The sequence below is a fragment of the Virgibacillus alimentarius genome (genome assembly GCF_017874635.1).
Taxonomy (GTDB): Bacteria; Bacillota; Bacilli; order Bacillales; family Amphibacillaceae; genus Virgibacillus_B; species Virgibacillus_B alimentarius.
In genome coordinates this window covers 271,618-289,335 of the sequence record NZ_JAGIKX010000001.1, presented here as the reverse complement: position 1 = coordinate 289,335, position 17,718 = coordinate 271,618, and the positions used below count along the sequence as shown (strand labels likewise).

Annotated in this window: 17 protein-coding genes; 14 read left to right on the top strand and 3 right to left on the bottom strand. The window is 34.6% G+C overall.

Annotated features, from left to right (window positions below):
• Positions 1 to 12: 12 nt before the first annotated feature.
• The 13 genes from J2Z81_RS15975 to nth all read left to right on the top strand — a co-directional run bounded on the left by J2Z81_RS15975 (position 13) and on the right by nth (position 13,171).
• The gene (locus tag J2Z81_RS15975) at positions 13 to 138 is read left to right on the top strand and encodes a hypothetical protein (protein WP_264315426.1); all 126 of its coding nucleotides are present in this window, start codon (positions 13 to 15) and stop codon (positions 136 to 138) included.
• The gene (bshA, locus tag J2Z81_RS01475) at positions 135 to 1,262 is read left to right on the top strand and encodes an N-acetyl-alpha-D-glucosaminyl L-malate synthase BshA (protein WP_029267903.1); all 1,128 of its coding nucleotides are present in this window, start codon (positions 135 to 137) and stop codon (positions 1,260 to 1,262) included. The genes J2Z81_RS15975 and bshA overlap by 4 nt, the downstream gene beginning before the upstream one ends.
• A 15-nt stretch (positions 1,263 to 1,277) precedes the next feature.
• Positions 1,278 to 2,480, top strand: a complete 1,203-nt coding sequence (locus J2Z81_RS01470; protein ID WP_226370583.1) for a CCA tRNA nucleotidyltransferase — start codon at positions 1,278 to 1,280, stop codon at positions 2,478 to 2,480.
• Complete coding sequence (locus tag J2Z81_RS01465; RefSeq protein ID WP_226370582.1) at positions 2,456 to 3,445, top strand: biotin--[acetyl-CoA-carboxylase] ligase; 990 nt, start codon at positions 2,456 to 2,458, stop codon at positions 3,443 to 3,445. Before J2Z81_RS01470 ends, J2Z81_RS01465 begins: the two co-directional genes overlap by 25 nt.
• A 5-nt stretch (positions 3,446 to 3,450) precedes the next feature.
• A complete protein-coding gene (panB, locus tag J2Z81_RS01460; protein WP_029267906.1) occupies positions 3,451 to 4,248 on the top strand; it encodes a 3-methyl-2-oxobutanoate hydroxymethyltransferase in 798 nt (265 codons plus the stop codon).
• 37 nt (positions 4,249 to 4,285) lie between these two features.
• Positions 4,286 to 5,155, top strand: coding sequence for a pantoate--beta-alanine ligase (gene panC, locus J2Z81_RS01455; RefSeq protein ID WP_226370581.1), 870 nt, complete (start codon positions 4,286 to 4,288; stop codon positions 5,153 to 5,155).
• Between the two features lie 14 nt (positions 5,156 to 5,169).
• Positions 5,170 to 5,565: an aspartate 1-decarboxylase gene (gene panD / locus J2Z81_RS01450; RefSeq protein ID WP_029267908.1), complete on the top strand. Its 396-nt coding sequence runs from the start codon at positions 5,170 to 5,172 to the stop codon at positions 5,563 to 5,565.
• Positions 5,566 to 5,650: 85 nt separating this feature from the next.
• Positions 5,651 to 8,452, top strand: coding sequence for an ATP-dependent DNA helicase DinG (gene dinG / locus J2Z81_RS01445; RefSeq protein WP_226370580.1), 2,802 nt, complete (start codon positions 5,651 to 5,653; stop codon positions 8,450 to 8,452).
• A 204-nt stretch (positions 8,453 to 8,656) separates the two neighbouring features.
• Complete coding sequence (locus J2Z81_RS01440) at positions 8,657 to 9,184, top strand: cell wall elongation regulator TseB-like domain-containing protein (protein WP_051681409.1); 528 nt, start codon at positions 8,657 to 8,659, stop codon at positions 9,182 to 9,184.
• 39 nt (positions 9,185 to 9,223) lie between these two features.
• The gene (locus J2Z81_RS01435) at positions 9,224 to 10,411 is read left to right on the top strand and encodes a pyridoxal phosphate-dependent aminotransferase (RefSeq protein ID WP_226370579.1); all 1,188 of its coding nucleotides are present in this window, start codon (positions 9,224 to 9,226) and stop codon (positions 10,409 to 10,411) included.
• Positions 10,412 to 10,435: 24 nt separating this feature from the next.
• Positions 10,436 to 11,728 carry an asparagine--tRNA ligase gene (gene asnS, locus J2Z81_RS01430; RefSeq protein ID WP_029267914.1) on the top strand — a complete coding sequence of 431 codons (1,293 nt, stop codon included), beginning with the start codon at positions 10,436 to 10,438 and terminating at the stop codon, positions 11,726 to 11,728.
• Positions 11,729 to 11,841: 113 nt separating this feature from the next.
• Positions 11,842 to 12,519 carry a DnaD domain-containing protein gene (locus tag J2Z81_RS01425; RefSeq protein ID WP_029267916.1) on the top strand — a complete coding sequence of 226 codons (678 nt, stop codon included), beginning with the start codon at positions 11,842 to 11,844 and terminating at the stop codon, positions 12,517 to 12,519.
• A 1-nt stretch (position 12,520) separates the two neighbouring features.
• Positions 12,521 to 13,171, top strand: coding sequence for an endonuclease III (gene nth, locus J2Z81_RS01420; RefSeq protein ID WP_226370578.1), 651 nt, complete (start codon positions 12,521 to 12,523; stop codon positions 13,169 to 13,171).
• Positions 13,172 to 13,232: 61 nt separating this feature from the next.
• Here the strand turns inward: nth and J2Z81_RS01415 are convergent, their stop codons facing one another.
• The 3 genes from J2Z81_RS01415 to J2Z81_RS01405 all read right to left on the bottom strand — a co-directional run bounded on the left by J2Z81_RS01415 (position 13,233) and on the right by J2Z81_RS01405 (position 17,292).
• Positions 13,233 to 16,211 (bottom strand): penicillin-binding protein 1A, encoded by a 2,979-nt coding sequence (locus J2Z81_RS01415; RefSeq protein ID WP_226370577.1) that lies wholly within the window; start codon positions 16,209 to 16,211, stop codon positions 13,233 to 13,235.
• A gap of 18 nt (positions 16,212 to 16,229) precedes the next feature.
• On the bottom strand, positions 16,230 to 16,817 hold the full coding sequence (gene recU, locus J2Z81_RS01410; protein WP_226370576.1) for a Holliday junction resolvase RecU: 588 nt from the start codon (positions 16,815 to 16,817) through the stop codon (positions 16,230 to 16,232).
• Between the two features lie 370 nt (positions 16,818 to 17,187).
• The gene (locus J2Z81_RS01405; protein ID WP_198020912.1) at positions 17,188 to 17,292 is read right to left on the bottom strand and encodes a spore protein; all 105 of its coding nucleotides are present in this window, start codon (positions 17,290 to 17,292) and stop codon (positions 17,188 to 17,190) included.
• Positions 17,293 to 17,455: 163 nt separating this feature from the next.
• Between J2Z81_RS01405 and J2Z81_RS01400 the strand changes: the two genes are divergently transcribed.
• Positions 17,456 to 17,680: a hypothetical protein gene (locus J2Z81_RS01400; protein WP_226370575.1), complete on the top strand. Its 225-nt coding sequence runs from the start codon at positions 17,456 to 17,458 to the stop codon at positions 17,678 to 17,680.
• The last annotated feature ends 38 nt before the right edge of the window (positions 17,681 to 17,718 follow it).

Sequence of the window (17,718 nt, the reverse complement as noted above, 5' to 3'; positions counted from 1 at the left end):
AGGGGGTCTTTTATGAATATAGCATTATTTGCACATGATAAGAAAAACCAATTTATTAAGGAATTAAATAGTAATAGTAGGAATTCGAATTGGCGAGATGTTGTAAAAAAACATATAGAAAAGGATAGAAGATTATGAAAAAAATAGGAATTACATGTTATCCAACTGTTGGCGGCTCTGGTGTAATTGCAACAGAGTTGGGCATGCTCTTAGCTGAGCAGGGAAATGAAATTCATTTTATAACATCTAGTTTGCCTTTTCGTTTAAATTCAGTATCACCAATGATTTACTATCATGAAGTTGAAATTAATCATTACCCGGTTTTCCAATATCCTCCATATGATCTTGCTTTGGCTACGAAAATGGCAGAAGTTATTGATAGAGAAAAACTTGATATTTTGCATGTACATTATGCTATGCCTCATGCAATTTGTGCCATATTAGCAAGAGATATAGCGGAACATGATGTAAAAATTGTTACTACGTTACATGGAACTGATATTACAGTTTTAGGGTTCGATCCTACATTTAAAAAGATGATTAAACACGGGATTGAACAATCAGATGCAGTTACCGCAGTCTCACAAAGTCTAGCTAAGCAGACAGTCGATATGTTGGGAGTAACCAAAGACATATCAGTGATTTATAATTTTGTAAATGAAGAGGATTACGAAAAAAAGGAAGACCCTACGTTAAAACAACAATACGGGATTAAACCAGATGAAAAAGTAATCATCCATATATCCAATTTCAGGAAAGTCAAACGTGTTCAAGATGTCGTACAAACTTTTAAAAAAATAAACAATGAAATAAACTCCAAATTACTCTTAATTGGGGATGGTCCAGAATATTCTTCCATATGCCAATTGGTCAAAAACCTCGGATTAAGTAATGATGTATTCTTTTTAGGTAAACAAAAAAACATTAGTGAATTATTATCCATATCAGATTTGAAATTACTTCTTTCCGAAAAAGAAAGCTTTGGACTTGTTTTGCTCGAGGCAATGGCGTGTGAAGTACCATGCATAGGAACGAATGTAGGAGGAATACCTGAAGTAATTCAACATGGTAAAACCGGCTATTTGGTAGAATTAGGAGATACCGATGAAGCGGCCCACTACGCAATACGATTACTGAGTGATCATGAATTACTACAACAAATTTCAGAGAATGCTCTAATAGATGCTGAAGAACAATTTCATTCTCAAAAAATAGTAAAACAATATATCGATATTTATAATAACGTATTGGGTATATCCTAGAAAAAGGTGATTCATATGCTCACAGAAGCTTTTCTTGCAGGGAAAGAAGTCATTGATAAATTGAATAGTCACAACCATCAAGCTTTCTTTGTTGGCGGGTGCGTTCGCGATTTGTTATTGAACCGTGAAATAGGGGATATTGATATAGCAACATCTGCAGCACCAAAAATGGTTCAAAATATTTTCGATAAGGTAATCCCTGTTGGAATTGAACACGGAACAGTCATTGTTAGGCACAAACAACAATCTTTTGAAGTTACTACATTTAGGGTAGACGGCAAATATACAGATCAGCGCCACCCTGATGAAGTAACGTTCGTAAGTGCCGTTGATAAAGATTTAGAGCGAAGAGACTTTACCATAAATGCTTTAGCGATGGATATGAATGGAAAAATCATTGATTTATTTGGTGGAAAAAAAGATTTACAACAAAAAGTAATACGTACGGTAGGTGATGGATATGAAAGGTTTACAGAAGATCCATTAAGAATTATACGTGCTATACGATTTTCTGGTCAGCTTGGTTTTTTCATTGATCATGATACACTGCAAGCGATGGAACAAGTTAAAAAGCAAATTAAAAACCTTGCGAAAGAGCGTATCACACAAGAAATTACAAAACTATTTGCCGGCAGCTATTTAAACTTAGGAATTGACTATTTAAAAAGGACGGAAATTTATAAAAACCTGCCTATTATAGCACAATACCCAGGTATTATTCACAAACTGCCAAAATCATTAAAACCGCTCTATTCTTTTGGAGAAACCATAGCTTTATTCCATTATATCGAACCACAAGTTCCTATCATAAATTGGGTCAAAGCATGGAAATGCTCCAATAAAATAAAGCAGGAAGCGATACAATTGATAGATGCGCTTCGTTATTACCAGGAACATCAAATAGATAAATGGCTAGTTTATCAATTGGATTCAGTCTATTATAGTGGATTTGACCGATTAATAAGTATTTTTCATCCGGAGGATTATCCGATTGAACCAACAATGAAAAAATTGGTACGTGAACTCCCTATACAATCTAAAAAAGATTTAGCTCTTAATGGTAATCATTTAATGGAGATTTTTCCAGAAGCACCAAAAGGACCTTGGTTAAAAAATACGATCAATCGTCTGGAAAAAGAGGTAGTTTTAGGAAGAATAATAAATACAAAATACACATTAAAGGAATGGATACGATGCAATCCACCCGAAATAAATTAATAAAACTTTTAGCAGCTAGTAAAGATGACTATATATCTGGTCAATTACTATCAGAAAAGCTCAATATATCGCGAAGTGCAATCTGGAAACACATGGAAAAATTAAAAAAAGATGGTTATGAAATTGAAGGTAAATCAAATCAAGGATACCGTATGATACGCCTGCCGGATAAACTAAGTGAAAATACAGTTCAATGGGGATTAAATACACAATGGATCGGTAAATCTATTATCCACAAAACTTCTACACCATCTACTCAAATCATTGCACATCAAGCAGCACAAAATGATGCTCTGCACGGAACAGTCGTCATAGCGGATGAACAAACAAGTGGTAGAGGAAGAATGAGCAGGCAGTGGCATTCGACGAAACAAAAGGGGATCTGGTTAAGTCTTGTTTTAAGACCTAACATTTCACCTTACCTTGCTCCGCAATTAACATTATTAACCGCTACAGTACTGGCAGATGTCATTTATTCCGTTACCAAAATTAGACCTCAAATTAAATGGCCAAATGACATTCTTATGCACAGTAAAAAAACAGCTGGTATATTGACTGAAATGCAAGCGGAACAGGATCAAATACAATATGTTGTCATAGGTATGGGCATTAATGTGAATCAAGCAAAGAATGACTTCCCAGATATCATACAAACGAAAGCTACATCATTAAAAATAGAAACAAATCAAACGTGGGATATTGTAAAACTTATCCAAGAAATATTAGTAACATTTGAACAAAGTTATGATACATACATAAAAAATGGATTCCCACATATTAAAAATAAATGGGAAAGTTACGGATTTAAAATCGGAAAAACCATTTGGGTTAAAACATTACAAGAAGAATTCAAAGCAATATTTTCAGGAATTGCGGAAGATGGTGCATTATTAATAAAAACAATGCAGGGAGAAACTAAACAATTATATTCTGGAGAAATCAATTGGTTTCAAAAGGAGGAATAATGAACATGTTAAGCACGCTTGATTTGCAAAAAATGAAACAGCAGAACGATAAAATATCGATGATCACCGCTTATGACTATCCATCAGCAAGAACTGCAGAAGAAGCCGGTGTTGATATGATTTTAGTGGGAGATTCTCTCGGAATGGTTGTACTTGGCTATACATCTACAATTCAAGTTACGATTGATGATATGATTCATCACGCAAAAGCTGTAAAACGAGGAGCAAAAGATACTTTTATGGTAGTTGATATGCCTTTTATGTCTTATCATATATCATTAGAAGAATCTCTGGCCAATGCACGAAATATTTTTCAGCATACAGATGCTCAAGCCCTCAAACTAGAAGGGGCTTCCAGTGGGGTATTAAATCTAACAAGACATCTAACTAATGCCGGGATTCCAGTTGTAGCACATTTAGGATTAACACCGCAAACAGTTAATGTATTAGGCGGATATAAAGTTCAGGGAAGAGATAAAGATACAGCTAAAAAACTGCTTGAGGACGCCAGACAGGTAGTTGATCATGGAGCAATTGCTTTAGTGCTTGAATGTATACCGCAAGATCTGGCAAAAATAGTTACGGATGAACTTTCTATTCCAACCATCGGTATAGGTGCAGGCGCTCATTGCGATGGTCAAGTTCTTGTTTATCACGACATATTAAAATATGGGATAAACCGTTTACCTAAGTTCGTAAAACCTTATGCTGATTTTAATGTCATGGGTAAAGAAGCTATTTCATCCTATATATCAGACGTAAAACAAGGTGAATTTCCTTTAGATGCGCATTCTTTTAAATGATAAACTATTATTACCAAATGAATGGTAGGTTGATATTATGGAGATTATTCACTCCATCGAAGACATGCTTGAAAAAATTAATCAATTGAAAAAAAGTAATAAACAAATCGGTTTTGTTCCAACAATGGGCTTTTTTCATGATGGTCATACAAATTTAATGGAAAAAGCAAAAAAAGATAATGACATTGTTGTTACAAGTATATTCGTAAATCCCCTTCAGTTTGGACCGAATGAAGATTATGAGCAGTATCCTCGTGACGAGGAAAAAGATAAGCTACGCGCTGAAGAAGTAGGCGTTGATATTTTATTTATTCCGGATGCTAAAGATATGTATCCAAATAAACGGATTATTGAACTGTCTATTAAAGGTAGGATTGATGTATTATGTGGTAAATCTCGACCTGGACATTTTGAAGGGGTAATAACAGTATTGACAAAATTATTCCATATTGTCCAACCCAATAAAGTATATTTTGGGATGAAGGATGCACAGCAGCTTGCTGTTGTTTCTGCACTCCTCAACGAATTGAACTTTCCAATCGAATTAGTCGGTGTTCCGACTATTCGAGAACGAGATGGACTAGCAAAAAGCAGCAGAAATGTACATTTAAACAATGAAGAGAGGGAAGAGGCTGCATGGTTATATAAGGCTTTATTACAGGGGCAACAATTAGTAGTTGACGGAGAATTAAATCCTGATATTATTGTAAAAGAGGTTTCGGATACAATCATCAATCAAACTAATGGGGTTATTGACTATGTCGAAATCTTTAGTTATCCAAAATTACAACCTATTACTGTAATTGATCAACCTGTTATATTAGCATTAGCAGTTCACTTTCAGCATGCTAGATTAATTGACAATCTTATCTTTGATAAACGTGGACAACTCATAAACCATTTATAATAGGAGGAACCAGTATGTTTCGAACGATGATGAAAGCAAAAATTCATCGGGCACGTGTTACAGAAGCAAATTTAAATTATGTTGGCAGTGTTACGATTGATCAGGATATTCTAGAAAAAGTTGGCATTTTACCGCATGAGAAGGTACAGATTGTAAATAATAATAATGGTGCTCGCTTAGAAACGTACGTTATCCCTGGTCCTAAAGGTTCCAGAATGATTTGCTTAAATGGTGCAGCTGCTCGTCATGTACAACCTGATGATGTTGTTATTATTGTATCTTATGCACTCCTTTCTAACGAGGAGTTATCATCACATAAGCCAAAGGTTGCAATTATGAATGAAAATAATGAAATTGAGCAATTTTTAGAGCAAGAGCCACCATTAACGGAAGTGGTTGATATTAGATAAAGGTTAAAAAAGCTCTTATCAACTTGAATGATGATAAGAGTTTTATTTATTCGTATAAAAGTATGGAAAGAGAGTAGGTAGAAAAGTGGAGAGATATGTTATAATCGATTTGGAAACTACAGGTCACTCTCCAACAGAAAATGACAAGATCATTGAAGTTGGGATGGTTATCGTTGATAATGATACAATCGTAGATGATTACTCTACTTTATTCAATCCAAATAAAAAAATTCCACCTTTCATATCCAATCTAACGGGGATCCGAAATGAAGATGTTCAAAACGCACCAACTTTTAAAGAAAAAGCAAAAAAAATGATAGAGTTATGTGGCAATCACTATTTAATAGCACATAACGTGCCGTTTGACCTTAGCTTCTTAAATACTGAATTAAGCAACCATGGACTAAATAAACTTACAAATCCTGTTTTGGATACAGTGGAACTTGCTCGAATTTTATATCCGCAGGCACCCAGTTATAAATTAGGGCAATTAGCTGAATATTTGGGGATATTTCATGAAAGCCCGCATAGAGCTTTATCAGATGCATATGTCACGGCAAAATTATTTCTAAAGCTTAAAGAAAAACTAAATGCTTTACCATATGAAACAGTAACCCATTTAATCAATTTAGAAAAGATGCTAAAATCTGATCTTTATGCACTGCTAGAGCAGCGTCAGCAAGCATTAGCATTTTCTACAACCGAAACAAAGAATATTGAATCTTTTCGGGGTCTCGCATTTAAACAAATTCAAAATTCAAAAGAAAAATCCCTTAACCTGGATATGTCCTTTGGTGATTATTTAGATTCGATCTATGAATGGAACGGAAGCATGCAAAAACAAATGAAAAATTTTGAAAAAAGAGATGGTCAACGAGAGATGTCTGAAGACATTTTCGATGCATTTCAATCACATAAACATGGATTAATTGAAGCTGAAACTGGGACAGGAAAGTCATTAGCTTATCTAATTACAGCCATTTATGAAGCATTGCGTTCAAATAAGAGGCTTGTAATCAGTACATATACAACACAATTGCAAACGCAGCTCTTAGATGAGGAAATTCCTTTACTTCAAAAGTTAATTTCTATTCCATTTCAAGCAGCTTTGTTAAAAGGAAAACACCATTATCTTAGCATGGAAAAATTTGAACATGAATTAACTTCAAGCGAACAGGATAATTATGGTATTACACTAACAAAGGCGATGATTCTTGTTTGGATAACAGAGACAGAAACCGGTGATATTGACGAGATACATTTACCTTCAAACGGCTATTTCTTCTATAAAAAAATAGCCAGTGATACAGAAAGCTACGTTGATCCAACTTCACCATGGTTTTCTAAATCCTATTATCAAAAAGCCCGCAATAAGGCGCAACAAGCAAATATTATCATAACGAATCATGCATTATTATGTACAGATATTTTTAATGATTATCAATTTTTACCAAGTTATGATAAAGCAATTATCGATGAAGCTCATCATTTTGAAGATATTGTATCACGCCATTATGGTTTGCAATTAGATTATTCAAATATGCAATACAACTTAAATCAAATTGGAACAACAGATGATGGAAAATGGTTAAATCGTATCGTAGAAAAATGTGCTTTAGGGCCTAACGCTTTATCACTAGAAAAATGGAACGAAATCTTCCTGCGGACAAAATATGAGGTAGATGACTTATTTCGTACGCTATTTCAGTATGTAATGGATCAAAGAGTGAATAAAAAATCTGTAAGTGACATCGGGAGGATTCAATACAAAATAGAAGAGGACCAGGAAGCATCAAAGGCATGGCAATTAATAAAAGAAATGGCCAATCGTTTATCCTTTTTATTAAGGGATTTAATCCATATTCTCAGCTTTTTAGATCAACAAATGGATAAACAGGAAGTCTTTGATAAATATGATAAAGAAGATTTGAAGAGACATTTGCAGCATTTACAAAACTTTATTGATCATCTCGAGTCTTTCTTCTTGTTAAACGCGTCTGCAACACATGTAAAATGGGTAGAAATGGAAAGACACAGCTTTAATAATGCGATATACTTATACAGTGAACCAACGGAAGTAGCAGCATTATTAGCACAAGACTTTTTTGATAAAAAAGAGAGCATTATACTGACTAGTGCTACCCTAACTATGAGGAATTCATTTTCATTTATTGTTAACAGATTAGGTTTAGACTCTGAAAAATTAATTACAAACAAAATAATATCTCCTTTTGATTATACGAACCAAGTTCAATTGATGGTCCCAAATGATTTCCCTGATATTAAACATGGAAATTTGGATGATTTTATTTATTCCACTTGTGAAGCTATATTATCCTTAGCGGAAATAACAAAAGGAAGAATGCTTGTACTTTTTACATCCTATAACATGCTTAAAAGATCTTATTCCTTGTTGAGGGAAATAATGGATCTAAATCAATATGTTTTAATTGCACAGGGAATCTCAAGCGGTAGCAGAACCCGATTAAAGAAGAATTTTCAAACTTTTGACAAAGCCATTTTATTAGGGACAAGTTCATTTTGGGAAGGTGTTGATATTCCTGGTGAGGACTTATCATGCTTGATGATTGTAAGACTACCTTTCCAGCCACCTGACCATCCTGTCTATGAAGCACGAGCAAATCACATTAAAAAAGAAAGAAAAAACGCATTTTTTGAATTAGCTTTACCCAATGCCGTGATTCGATTTAAACAAGGTTTTGGCAGATTAATTCGTTCCAAGAAAGACCGTGGCATTGTTTTCGTCTGTGATGCACGGATTATGAAAACACGATATGGTAAGTTTTTCATAGAATCAATTCCCAATGTTCCAGTTAGCTTCCAGCCTACGTATGAGTTAATGAATAAAGCAGATGAATGGTTTTAGAAAGCAAAAGAAACAAAAAAATACTGATGCATCCACGCATGCATCAGTACGATTGTGGTATGGTATAGGTTAGAAATTTTTTATTATACATCAAATATAATTTAATATCATATTTAATATGTGATACTTAGTTTGAACTAAGAATAATGTTGTATGTGTAGCAAATTTTGATAAAAAATGAAGATTTTTTAAGGATGAAAATAAATGAAGAACAATTATATGCAATCCAACGCTCCAAGTTGGTTAAAATGGGGCTTTTGGATTTTATGCCTTTTTCTTTTAGTAGGCTTGATATACAGTATTTATTTATACCATTCCATTCAAAAAAGCAAAGTAGCAGGATTTGCAGAAACCAAAGAAAAAATATTAGAGGAAACAGACCTTGTCTCGATTGATGAAATAGAGCGTTTTAATGGTGAACAGGCTTTTCATATTCTTTTCGGCAAAACAGAAGAAGGGAAAAACAAAATCGTTTTTTTCCCACTTAAGAAAAAAGAAAAAAAAGTTAAAATTATTGATAAATCAAAAATCGTTCCAAAAGAAAAAATTTTAAATCAGTGGAACTCCGAATGTAAAGACTGTAAAATGATTAAAATTAAACCAGCAATGGTCAAAGATAAACCATTATGGGAATTGACTTATATTGATAGTACAGACCGATATGCATTGGATTATTTATCTATTTATGATGGATCTCATTATGAACAATATCGATTTAAAAAAATGTTTTAATAAAAAATAAGAATAGATTTTTAAAGGTGGTTTTTAAGTATGGAATTAGCAAATAGGGTAAAAACTTTAACGCCATCATCAACATTGGCAATTTCAGCAAAAGCAAAAGAATTGAAACAACAAGGATATGATGTCATTGGCTTAGGTGTAGGAGAGCCAGATTTTAACACTCCTGACTATGTTATTCGAGCTGCAGAGAAGGCAATGAAAGACGGAATGACAAAATATACTCCATCAGGTGGGATAAATGGACTTAAACAAGCTATTATACACAAATTTAAAGACGAAAATGAATTAAGCTACTCGGCTGACGAAATAGTGGTTACAACAGGAGCTAAGCATGCTTTATACACTTTATTTCAAGTTATATTAAATAATGATGATGAAGTCATCATCCCTGCTCCATATTGGGTCAGCTATCCAGAACAAGTAAAACTTGCTGGTGGCAAACCTGTAATTGTTGATGCATCAGAAGACAATGAATTTAAAATTACACCATCACAACTAGAGCAAGCCATTACAGAGAAAACAAAAGCAATTGTAATAAATTCACCAAGTAACCCAACTGGAATGATGTATAACAGAGATGAATTAGCTAAAATCGGGGAAATCTGCGCAAAGCATAACATAGTAATTGTTTCAGATGAAATATATGAAAAACTTATTTATACAGAAGATAAACATGTATCAATTGCATCTTTATCCGATAAGCTTAAGCAACAAACAATTGTTATCAACGGGGTAAGTAAATCACATGCTATGACTGGATGGCGTATTGGTTATGCTGCGGGTGATGCGAAAATTATTAAGGCGATGACCAGCCTTGCTTCTCAATCTACTTCTAACCCTACATCAATCGCTCAATACGCAGCACTTGCAGCATACGAGGAAACCGACACAGAAACATTGTCAAATATGAAGAAAGTGTTTTCAGAAAGACTTGAAATTCTTTATGAATTACTTGTTGAAATCCCCGGAATTAAATGCGTAAAGCCTAAGGGAGCATTTTATTTATTCCCTAATGTAAAAGAAGCTGCACTCATAAATGGTTATAATAATGTTGATGAGTGGGTTACAGCTTTACTGGAAGAAGAAAATGTAGCTCTAGTACCTGGGTCTGGCTTTGGATCACCTGATAATGTACGATTATCATATGCAGCAGCAACTGATTTATTAAAAGAAGCAGCAAAAAGAATTAAACGATTTGTAGAAAATCATCGAGGATAATACAGAGTAATGGAGGTCATTGTTTTGAAAACAACGATAGCACAGGCAGCTAATTATGAAGAACAAACAGTAACAATTGGAGCTTGGCTAACGAATAAACGGTCAAGCGGAAAAATTTCCTTTTTACAACTACGTGATGGAACTGGCTTTATGCAAGCAGTTGTAGCTAAAAATGATGTAAGTGAGAATACTTTTCAGCTAGCTAAAAATATGCATCAAGAGTCATCTTTTTATATCACGGGGAAGATCGTAGAGGATAAAAGATCTCCTTTAGGCTATGAGATGCAGGTAGAGAATATTGAACTTATTCACGAAGCGAATGACTATCCAATTACACCTAAGGAACATGGAATTGAGTTTTTAATGGATCATCGCCACTTATGGTTACGTTCAAAAAGACAGCATGCAATAATGAAAATACGTAATGAAATTATTCGTGCAACTTATCAATTTTTTAACGATAATGGTTATGTCAAAATTGATCCACCTATTTTAACTGCTTCTTCTGCAGAAGGAACGACTGAACTATTTCACACGAAATACTTTGATGAAGAGGCGTATTTATCACAAAGCGGCCAATTATACTTAGAAGCAGCTGCTCTCGCTTTTGGTAAAGTGTTTTCCTTCGGACCAACTTTCCGTGCAGAAAAGTCCAAAACACGCAGGCATCTAATCGAATTTTGGATGATCGAACCAGAAATGGCTTTCGTAGACCACGATGAAAGTTTAGAAATACAAGAAAACTATGTAAGTTTTATTGCGCAATCTGTACTGAAAAATTGCCAGCTGGAACTAGCTGCGCTCCATCGTGATATATCTAAGTTAGAACAAATTAAAGCACCGTTTCCTAGAATTTCATATGATGAAGCAATTAACTTATTAAAAGAAAAGGGATTTTCTGATATTGAGTGGGGAGAAGATTTCGGAGCTCCTCATGAAACAGCTATCGCTGATCACTTTGATAAACCAGTATTTATTACAAATTATCCTGCAGATATCAAAGCGTTTTACATGAAACCTCATCCAGATCACCCTGAAGTGGTTTTATGTGCAGATTTAATAGCGCCAGAAGGATATGGAGAAATAATAGGCGGTTCTCAGCGTATTGATGATTTAGAATTAATGAAAGAAAGGTATGAACAACACGGATTAACCGGAGAGGCATATGAATGGTATTTAGACTTACAAAAATACGGCAACGTTCCACATTCGGGATTTGGTCTAGGACTTGAACGCACAGTTGCATGGATAGCTGGTATAGACCATGTGCGGGAAACGATTCCTTTCCCACGCTTATTAAATCGTTTATATCCATAATGTTGACAAATACTAAATGGAATTAAAAATCCCTTGCATGAAATTTTAGCAAGGGATTTTCATATGACATCTGTTTATTTTTACATGATATACTTAGAATGAGGTGTTATATAATGACAAAATCCCTTTCGATTCAACAATTATTATTAAATCAAATCCAAATTCCAACAAAGTTGCTCACATCTTATAAATCCCTAGGAATGAACGAGAAAGAAGTAATGGTTGTTTTACAGCTACATCGCTTTTTGCTTGAAAATAACGATTTTCCTACTCCGGCTGATCTTTCGTCATACTTAACAGTAAATGAAAAAGAATGTGCAAACATACTTCGAAGACTTATTCAGAAAGATTTGCTTACCATTGAACAAACGGAAAATAATCAAAACCAATTAAGTGAAGCGTATTGTCTCAATCCACTATGGGAAAAGCTCTTTAATGAAAAAAAAATAGAAAAGGAAAATTTGGATGGAACTATATTTATTTTATTTGAACAAGAATTTGGGAGACCGCTCTCACCTTTTGAAATCGAAACAATTAATTCATGGCTAGATGCGGATAAAATAGCCCCATCATTAATAAAAGCCGGGCTGAGAGAATCCGTATTAATGGGAAAGTTAAATTTCAAATACATTGATCGTATACTAAGAGATTGGCAAAAGAAAGGAATACATTCTGTCGAACAAGCTCGAGAAGAAAGCAAATCATTTCGTGATAAACAGGTGATGAAACCCAATAACAATGCAAAAAGAGATACATCATTTTATTACAATTGGTTGGAGAGCGAGGAATGATATGTTAAATAAAAAAGAAATATCCCATTGTTTAGATGTCATGAGGGACATGTTTCCTCGTGCAGAATGTGAATTGACCCACTCGAATCCATTTGAACTTGTTATCGCTGTACTACTATCTGCTCAATGTACAGATGTACTTGTAAATAAAGTAACCAAGGATCTGTTTAAAAAGTATAAAACACCAGAGGATTATCTGTCTGTACCCTTAGAAGAATTACAAGAAGACATCCGTTCAATCGGACTTTATCGAAATAAGGCAAAAAATATCCGCAAATTATGTCAATCCTTAATAGATGATTATGGGGGAGAAGTTCCTAACTCTAAAACAGAACTAATGAAACTTGCAGGTGTAGGTAGAAAAACTGCAAATGTAGTAGCTTCCGTCGCATTTAAGGAACCAGCAATCGCAGTCGATACGCATGTAGAACGGGTTGCTAAACGTTTAGCCTTTTGCAGATGGAAAGACTCCGTATTAGAAGTAGAAAAAACTCTAATGAAAAAAGTACCAATGGAAGAGTGGGGGGAAACGCATCATCGTATGATCTTTTTTGGTCGTTACCATTGTAAAGCTAGAAATCCTGAGTGCCCAACATGCCCTTTGTTAGACCTATGCCGTGAAGGGAAAAAGAGGTTGAAAAAAACGAAGTGACATCTAACTACAATAGAAAAGAGGCCTTCCCTAAATTGTCATAGGGAATGCCTCTTTTTTGTTATTCTCTATCAGCATTATTATCAGAGGGACTTGAGTTCGTATCTCCTTGTTGATCACTTTGATCTGTTTGTTCCTCATCATTCTGTTGCTGTTCCTGATTATTTGATTCTTGTTCTTTATCTTGGTCTTGATTTTGTTCTTGATCCTGATCCTGTCCTTGATCACTTTGTGGATCTTCTTGTTCTTTATCTTGATCTTCCTGCTGATTTTCTTGTTCCTGACCATCTTGACTATTTTCATTATCGGTATTTTGGTTTTCCTCTTCATCTATGCTTTCTTTTTGATCATTATTTTCGTCTGTCTCAGATTCAGAGTCATTTTCTTCTTCCTCGTTCGGGTCTTCTGGTTCTTCACCTTCGCTTGTTTCATCATCAGGAATCGATATTTTTGTACTTTGACTATCACCTTTATTATCATTATCTTTCCCTATTGAAGTCACAGTAATGGTATAGGTTTCGCCAGGAGTAGCACCACCGACTTCTATACCATTGGAACTCACTGTTTGAGTTTGCCCACCTGGTGATACTTCTACTTCAAATGAAGCAGATGGTCCATCATAAGCCCAAGTCACATCAATCACTTTTTTATCTTCATTATATTTTGCACTTAAATCAGATACAGAAGGTATATCTTCATCCTCTTCGTCTGAGAGTTTTACCTTCGTTGTCTTTGGTTCACTTTTACTTGAGGTTTCCGTATTAACTGCAACAACTTGAATTTCGTATTCAGCATCTTTTTCAACTTCCGATATTTCGATGGATTTATCTTCTGTAGATGAAATACCTTTCATTCCGCCACCATTTACACTTGCGCTAACCTCAAATTCAATATCATCTTTCGAATTATAATCCCAACTTACTTTAATGGAATTACTATCCTCATCATATGTTGCAGATAGATTACTGACTGGATCTAGCTTATCGAATTTCTCTGATGTTTTATCTGGTTCGTGCCCTTTAACAAACAATTCAGTGATAATTTTATCACTTGGTGTATGACTGCTTGGTAATTTAGCTGGGTTGGATCCCTTTTCCACATCAACCTCAACAACGGAATCCGGTTTTACAAAGTCTTTTGTTTCCTTATCCTTTGATAACTCTGTCATTGTATTTTTAAATAAGGCATGTGGAATCTTTGTATTCGGTAATGGAATATTATTATCGTCGTAGCCGGTCCATATAGAGATTGTATAATCTGTCGTATACCCACTAAACCATGAATCAGGACTTCCATCAACATTTTTTCGATTCGTGGTACCGGTTTTTCCAGCTACATGAAGTCCGGGTATATTCGCTTCAACTCCAGTCCCTTCACTCATAACAGTTTTTAGCATATCCGTAACCATATATGCAGTGTAATCAGACATAACAGCTTCTGATTCTGGTTTTAAATCAACTGTCTTACCATCTGGAAATTCTACTTTCGTAACAGCATATGGTTCATTATAGATTCCTTCATTTCCAAAAGCTCGATAAGCACCAGCCACTTCAAGAGGTGTAAATAACGACCCGGAACCACCAATTGCATCTGTAAGGGCAAGCTTGTCATCTTTAAAGTTTAGTCCAAGTCCCTTAGCAAACTGCTGTGCTTTATCGTATCCTACTTCATCAAACGTTTTTAATGTCGGTACGTTTAGTGATTTACTTAATGCGTAACGTGCTGACATCCATCCTTCATGCTGTTTATTCCAGTTATCAATTGTTTTATTAGATCCCGCAATTTGATATGGCTGATCATCATTAATTTGATGATAGGTGGACCATTTATTATACTCAATTGCCGGACCGAAAGCTATAATCGGTTTAAATGTGGAACCCGGCTGTCTCCCACCATCAATTGCGTAATTATAACCACCAATTTTTTCACTATTACGTCTGCCGCCGATCGCTTGTATAGCTCCTGTTTGTGTATCTAATACAACCATACCGGCTTGCATGTCATGCTTATTTCCTTCATCATCTACTACTTCTTCAGGGTAGGGGATAGGGTTTTCATCACTATCCGTTAATAAAGACTCTACATGTTTCTGTGCATCTTGATCCAATGTCGTATGAATCTTTAAACCATCTGTATTTATATTAGCCCCGTCAACTTTTTCTTCAACTTCTTTTTCAACTTGTTGGATAAAAGCTTCATATAGATTTGGATCAGGGCGTTTGCCAGCTAATAATGATTCAATATCAACCTGCCTAGCTTCTTCTGCTTCTTTTTCAGAAATTTTCCCATGTCTAACCATTAAATTTAATACCGTATTCATTCTTTCTTTCGTTAACTCCGGATTTTCGTACGGATTATAAGCAGATGGTCGCTGTGGCAATCCTGCAAGTATAGCTGCTTCAGGGATCGTTAGTTCGTTTAAATCTGTTTTACCAAAATAAACTTCTGAAGCTTTAGCTACGCCATATGCGCCACTACCGTAAAATATTTTATTTAAGTACATCTCTAAAATTTCTTCTTTTGAATATTTACGTTCTAATTGTAGAGCCAACCATTGCTCTTGAACTTTAAGCTTTATTTTCTTATCAGGTGTTAAGAAAGAATTTTCAACAACTTGTTGGGTTATCGTACTGGCTCCTTCTGATCCGAAACCCTCTGTTATATTAGCTTTAATTGCACCCGCAATTCTTCGTATATCAATCCCACTGTGTTTAAAAAATCGGGAGTCTTCGGTTGCTACTACAGCATCAATTAATACTTGCGGTAAATCCTCATATTCAATTTTCGTCCGCTGTTCTTTACCTAAACTTTCTACTACTTCACCGTCTTGATCCAGGACAACGGATGGAAATGGATCTGATAGCTTAGCTTCGTCAATTGGGGGTGCTGTGGCAATATAATACGTAAAGAGGGCTCCAACACCGATTCCAATTGCTAAAACAATGCTCAATAATGTGTATAATATCTTTTTCCAAATTGGTTTCTTTTTTGGTTTATTTTGCTTCCTTCGTGCTGTACGAGTTTGGCGTTTATCTGCCATTGCTCATATTCCTCCAATCTAAAAGTAAAGCTTATCTATGACTTTTAAATAATCAACCCTGGCTTGATATTGAAATGGTATCTGGTAGCCCTCCTGTTTTATTGCAGAATATGGAATTGATTTTCTGCCCCCATTTAATTTATCTTTCCAATAAGACAAGAGTGTTTCAGCTTTGATGTAGTACGTTTCATTGAAGGCGGTAAAACGGACTATTAAGAAACATATTCCACCATGGTTTACAATAGATTCCATATGTTCGATTTGATGTTCGTGTATATTCGATAACGGAAACAATGTCTTATTCCTCGTTTCTTTTGCTTCAAAATCAATATATCTATTTCGATATATGCCATTATAATCAGTGGTAGATGCCTGCTTAAAATATCCCTCAGTAATAACGGCTGCGCTTCTTTTTGGGTAATGAACGTTTACAATTTGAACTGGGGTTGGTTTTTTATGAATAATTGCCTTATCACTAGTCAAATAATAAGCATTCGTATGATTAATATCTTCTTCTAAAGTCATCCCCCGATTACTATAGTTTTGTTTTCCTTGACCTTTTGCTTCCTGATGTAATACTGCCTTTTTTCCATTTGGATAATTCATATAGATGTCCCCCTAAGTATATTACAGTATCATACCAGAAAAACGAATACTTGATAATTATAAATAAATTCTGTGGCATTTCCTTATTAAATCTGAATAATAATAGAGTAAATGTACGAAACTAACTTTATTATATATCAAAACCAATAAATACGCATAATTTCAGGTAAAATATTTGAAATACACCGTTCCCATTTGTATGCAATTTCACAAGCATAAAAAAACTTTAGTATGGTGGGCATGATAATATTCGTAATGAATGAAGTAAATGAGGGGGCATATAAAAGTTCTTTCATTCACCTTCACCTTAAAAGCGTTTGCCATTATTGACAATTCTTTTAAGGTGAAGGTGATAGCAATTTTTAATCCTTTATGTTGCGGGACGATTAGGCCCGTTTAATTTTTTATCACCAGTTTTAAGGGATTTCTTCTTATGATGATTTTCCATTTTCTGTTGCTTGCTTTGACTTTTCATTAAAATTACCTCCTTTCTTAGATAGTTTGTCTATTTATAATAAAAAAATGAGTTTTCTACACTTGTTTTGTGCTTTTCCTTCTAGTTTTGTCGAACATGAAGGAGGTTTATTACTTATAGCGAATATAGCGACTTAAGCAATCAAAAAAAGGTGGAGGTAAAAATGACTTTTGCAGTTAATGAGAATGATCAAATGCAAAATGGCGTACCGAAAACTGAGTTTGAAAAGTCGCTTCAACACATTTCCGAACAAGTACGATTAATGGACCAACAGTTAACAATAAAGGTCGAAAACAACATCTTACTTCATTTCCAACATCAGCAAAATGAAATACATTTTATTGAAATGATGGTAGAACGAATGAAAGGGGGACCATCGTATACTTAATTTGATGCTATATTTTCTTAAAAATGTTAAAATAAATC

Bases quoted from the DNA above. Each gene is read 5' to 3' on its own strand.
- J2Z81_RS15975 (WP_264315426.1), top strand. From the start codon at position 13: ATGAATATAGCATTATTTGCACATGATAAGAAAAACCAATTTATTAAG.
- J2Z81_RS01425 (WP_029267916.1), top strand. From the start codon at position 11,842: ATGACAAAATCCCTTTCGATTCAACAATTATTATTAAATCAAATCCAA.
- panD (WP_029267908.1), top strand. From the start codon at position 5,170: ATGTTTCGAACGATGATGAAAGCAAAAATTCATCGGGCACGTGTTACA.
- panB (WP_029267906.1), top strand. From the start codon at position 3,451: ATGTTAAGCACGCTTGATTTGCAAAAAATGAAACAGCAGAACGATAAA.
- J2Z81_RS01470 (WP_226370583.1), top strand. From the start codon at position 1,278: ATGCTCACAGAAGCTTTTCTTGCAGGGAAAGAAGTCATTGATAAATTG.
- bshA (WP_029267903.1), top strand. From the start codon at position 135: ATGAAAAAAATAGGAATTACATGTTATCCAACTGTTGGCGGCTCTGGT.
- J2Z81_RS01435 (WP_226370579.1), top strand. From the start codon at position 9,224: ATGGAATTAGCAAATAGGGTAAAAACTTTAACGCCATCATCAACATTG.
- J2Z81_RS01415 (WP_226370577.1), bottom strand. From the start codon at position 16,211: ATGGCAGATAAACGCCAAACTCGTACAGCACGAAGGAAGCAAAATAAA.
- panC (WP_226370581.1), top strand. From the start codon at position 4,286: ATGGAGATTATTCACTCCATCGAAGACATGCTTGAAAAAATTAATCAA.
- J2Z81_RS01440 (WP_051681409.1), top strand. From the start codon at position 8,657: ATGAAGAACAATTATATGCAATCCAACGCTCCAAGTTGGTTAAAATGG.
- nth (WP_226370578.1), top strand. From the start codon at position 12,521: ATGTTAAATAAAAAAGAAATATCCCATTGTTTAGATGTCATGAGGGAC.
- J2Z81_RS01465 (WP_226370582.1), top strand. From the start codon at position 2,456: ATGCAATCCACCCGAAATAAATTAATAAAACTTTTAGCAGCTAGTAAA.
- J2Z81_RS01405 (WP_198020912.1), bottom strand. From the start codon at position 17,292: ATGAAAAGTCAAAGCAAGCAACAGAAAATGGAAAATCATCATAAGAAG.
- recU (WP_226370576.1), bottom strand. From the start codon at position 16,817: ATGAATTATCCAAATGGAAAAAAGGCAGTATTACATCAGGAAGCAAAA.
- J2Z81_RS01400 (WP_226370575.1), top strand. From the start codon at position 17,456: ATGACTTTTGCAGTTAATGAGAATGATCAAATGCAAAATGGCGTACCG.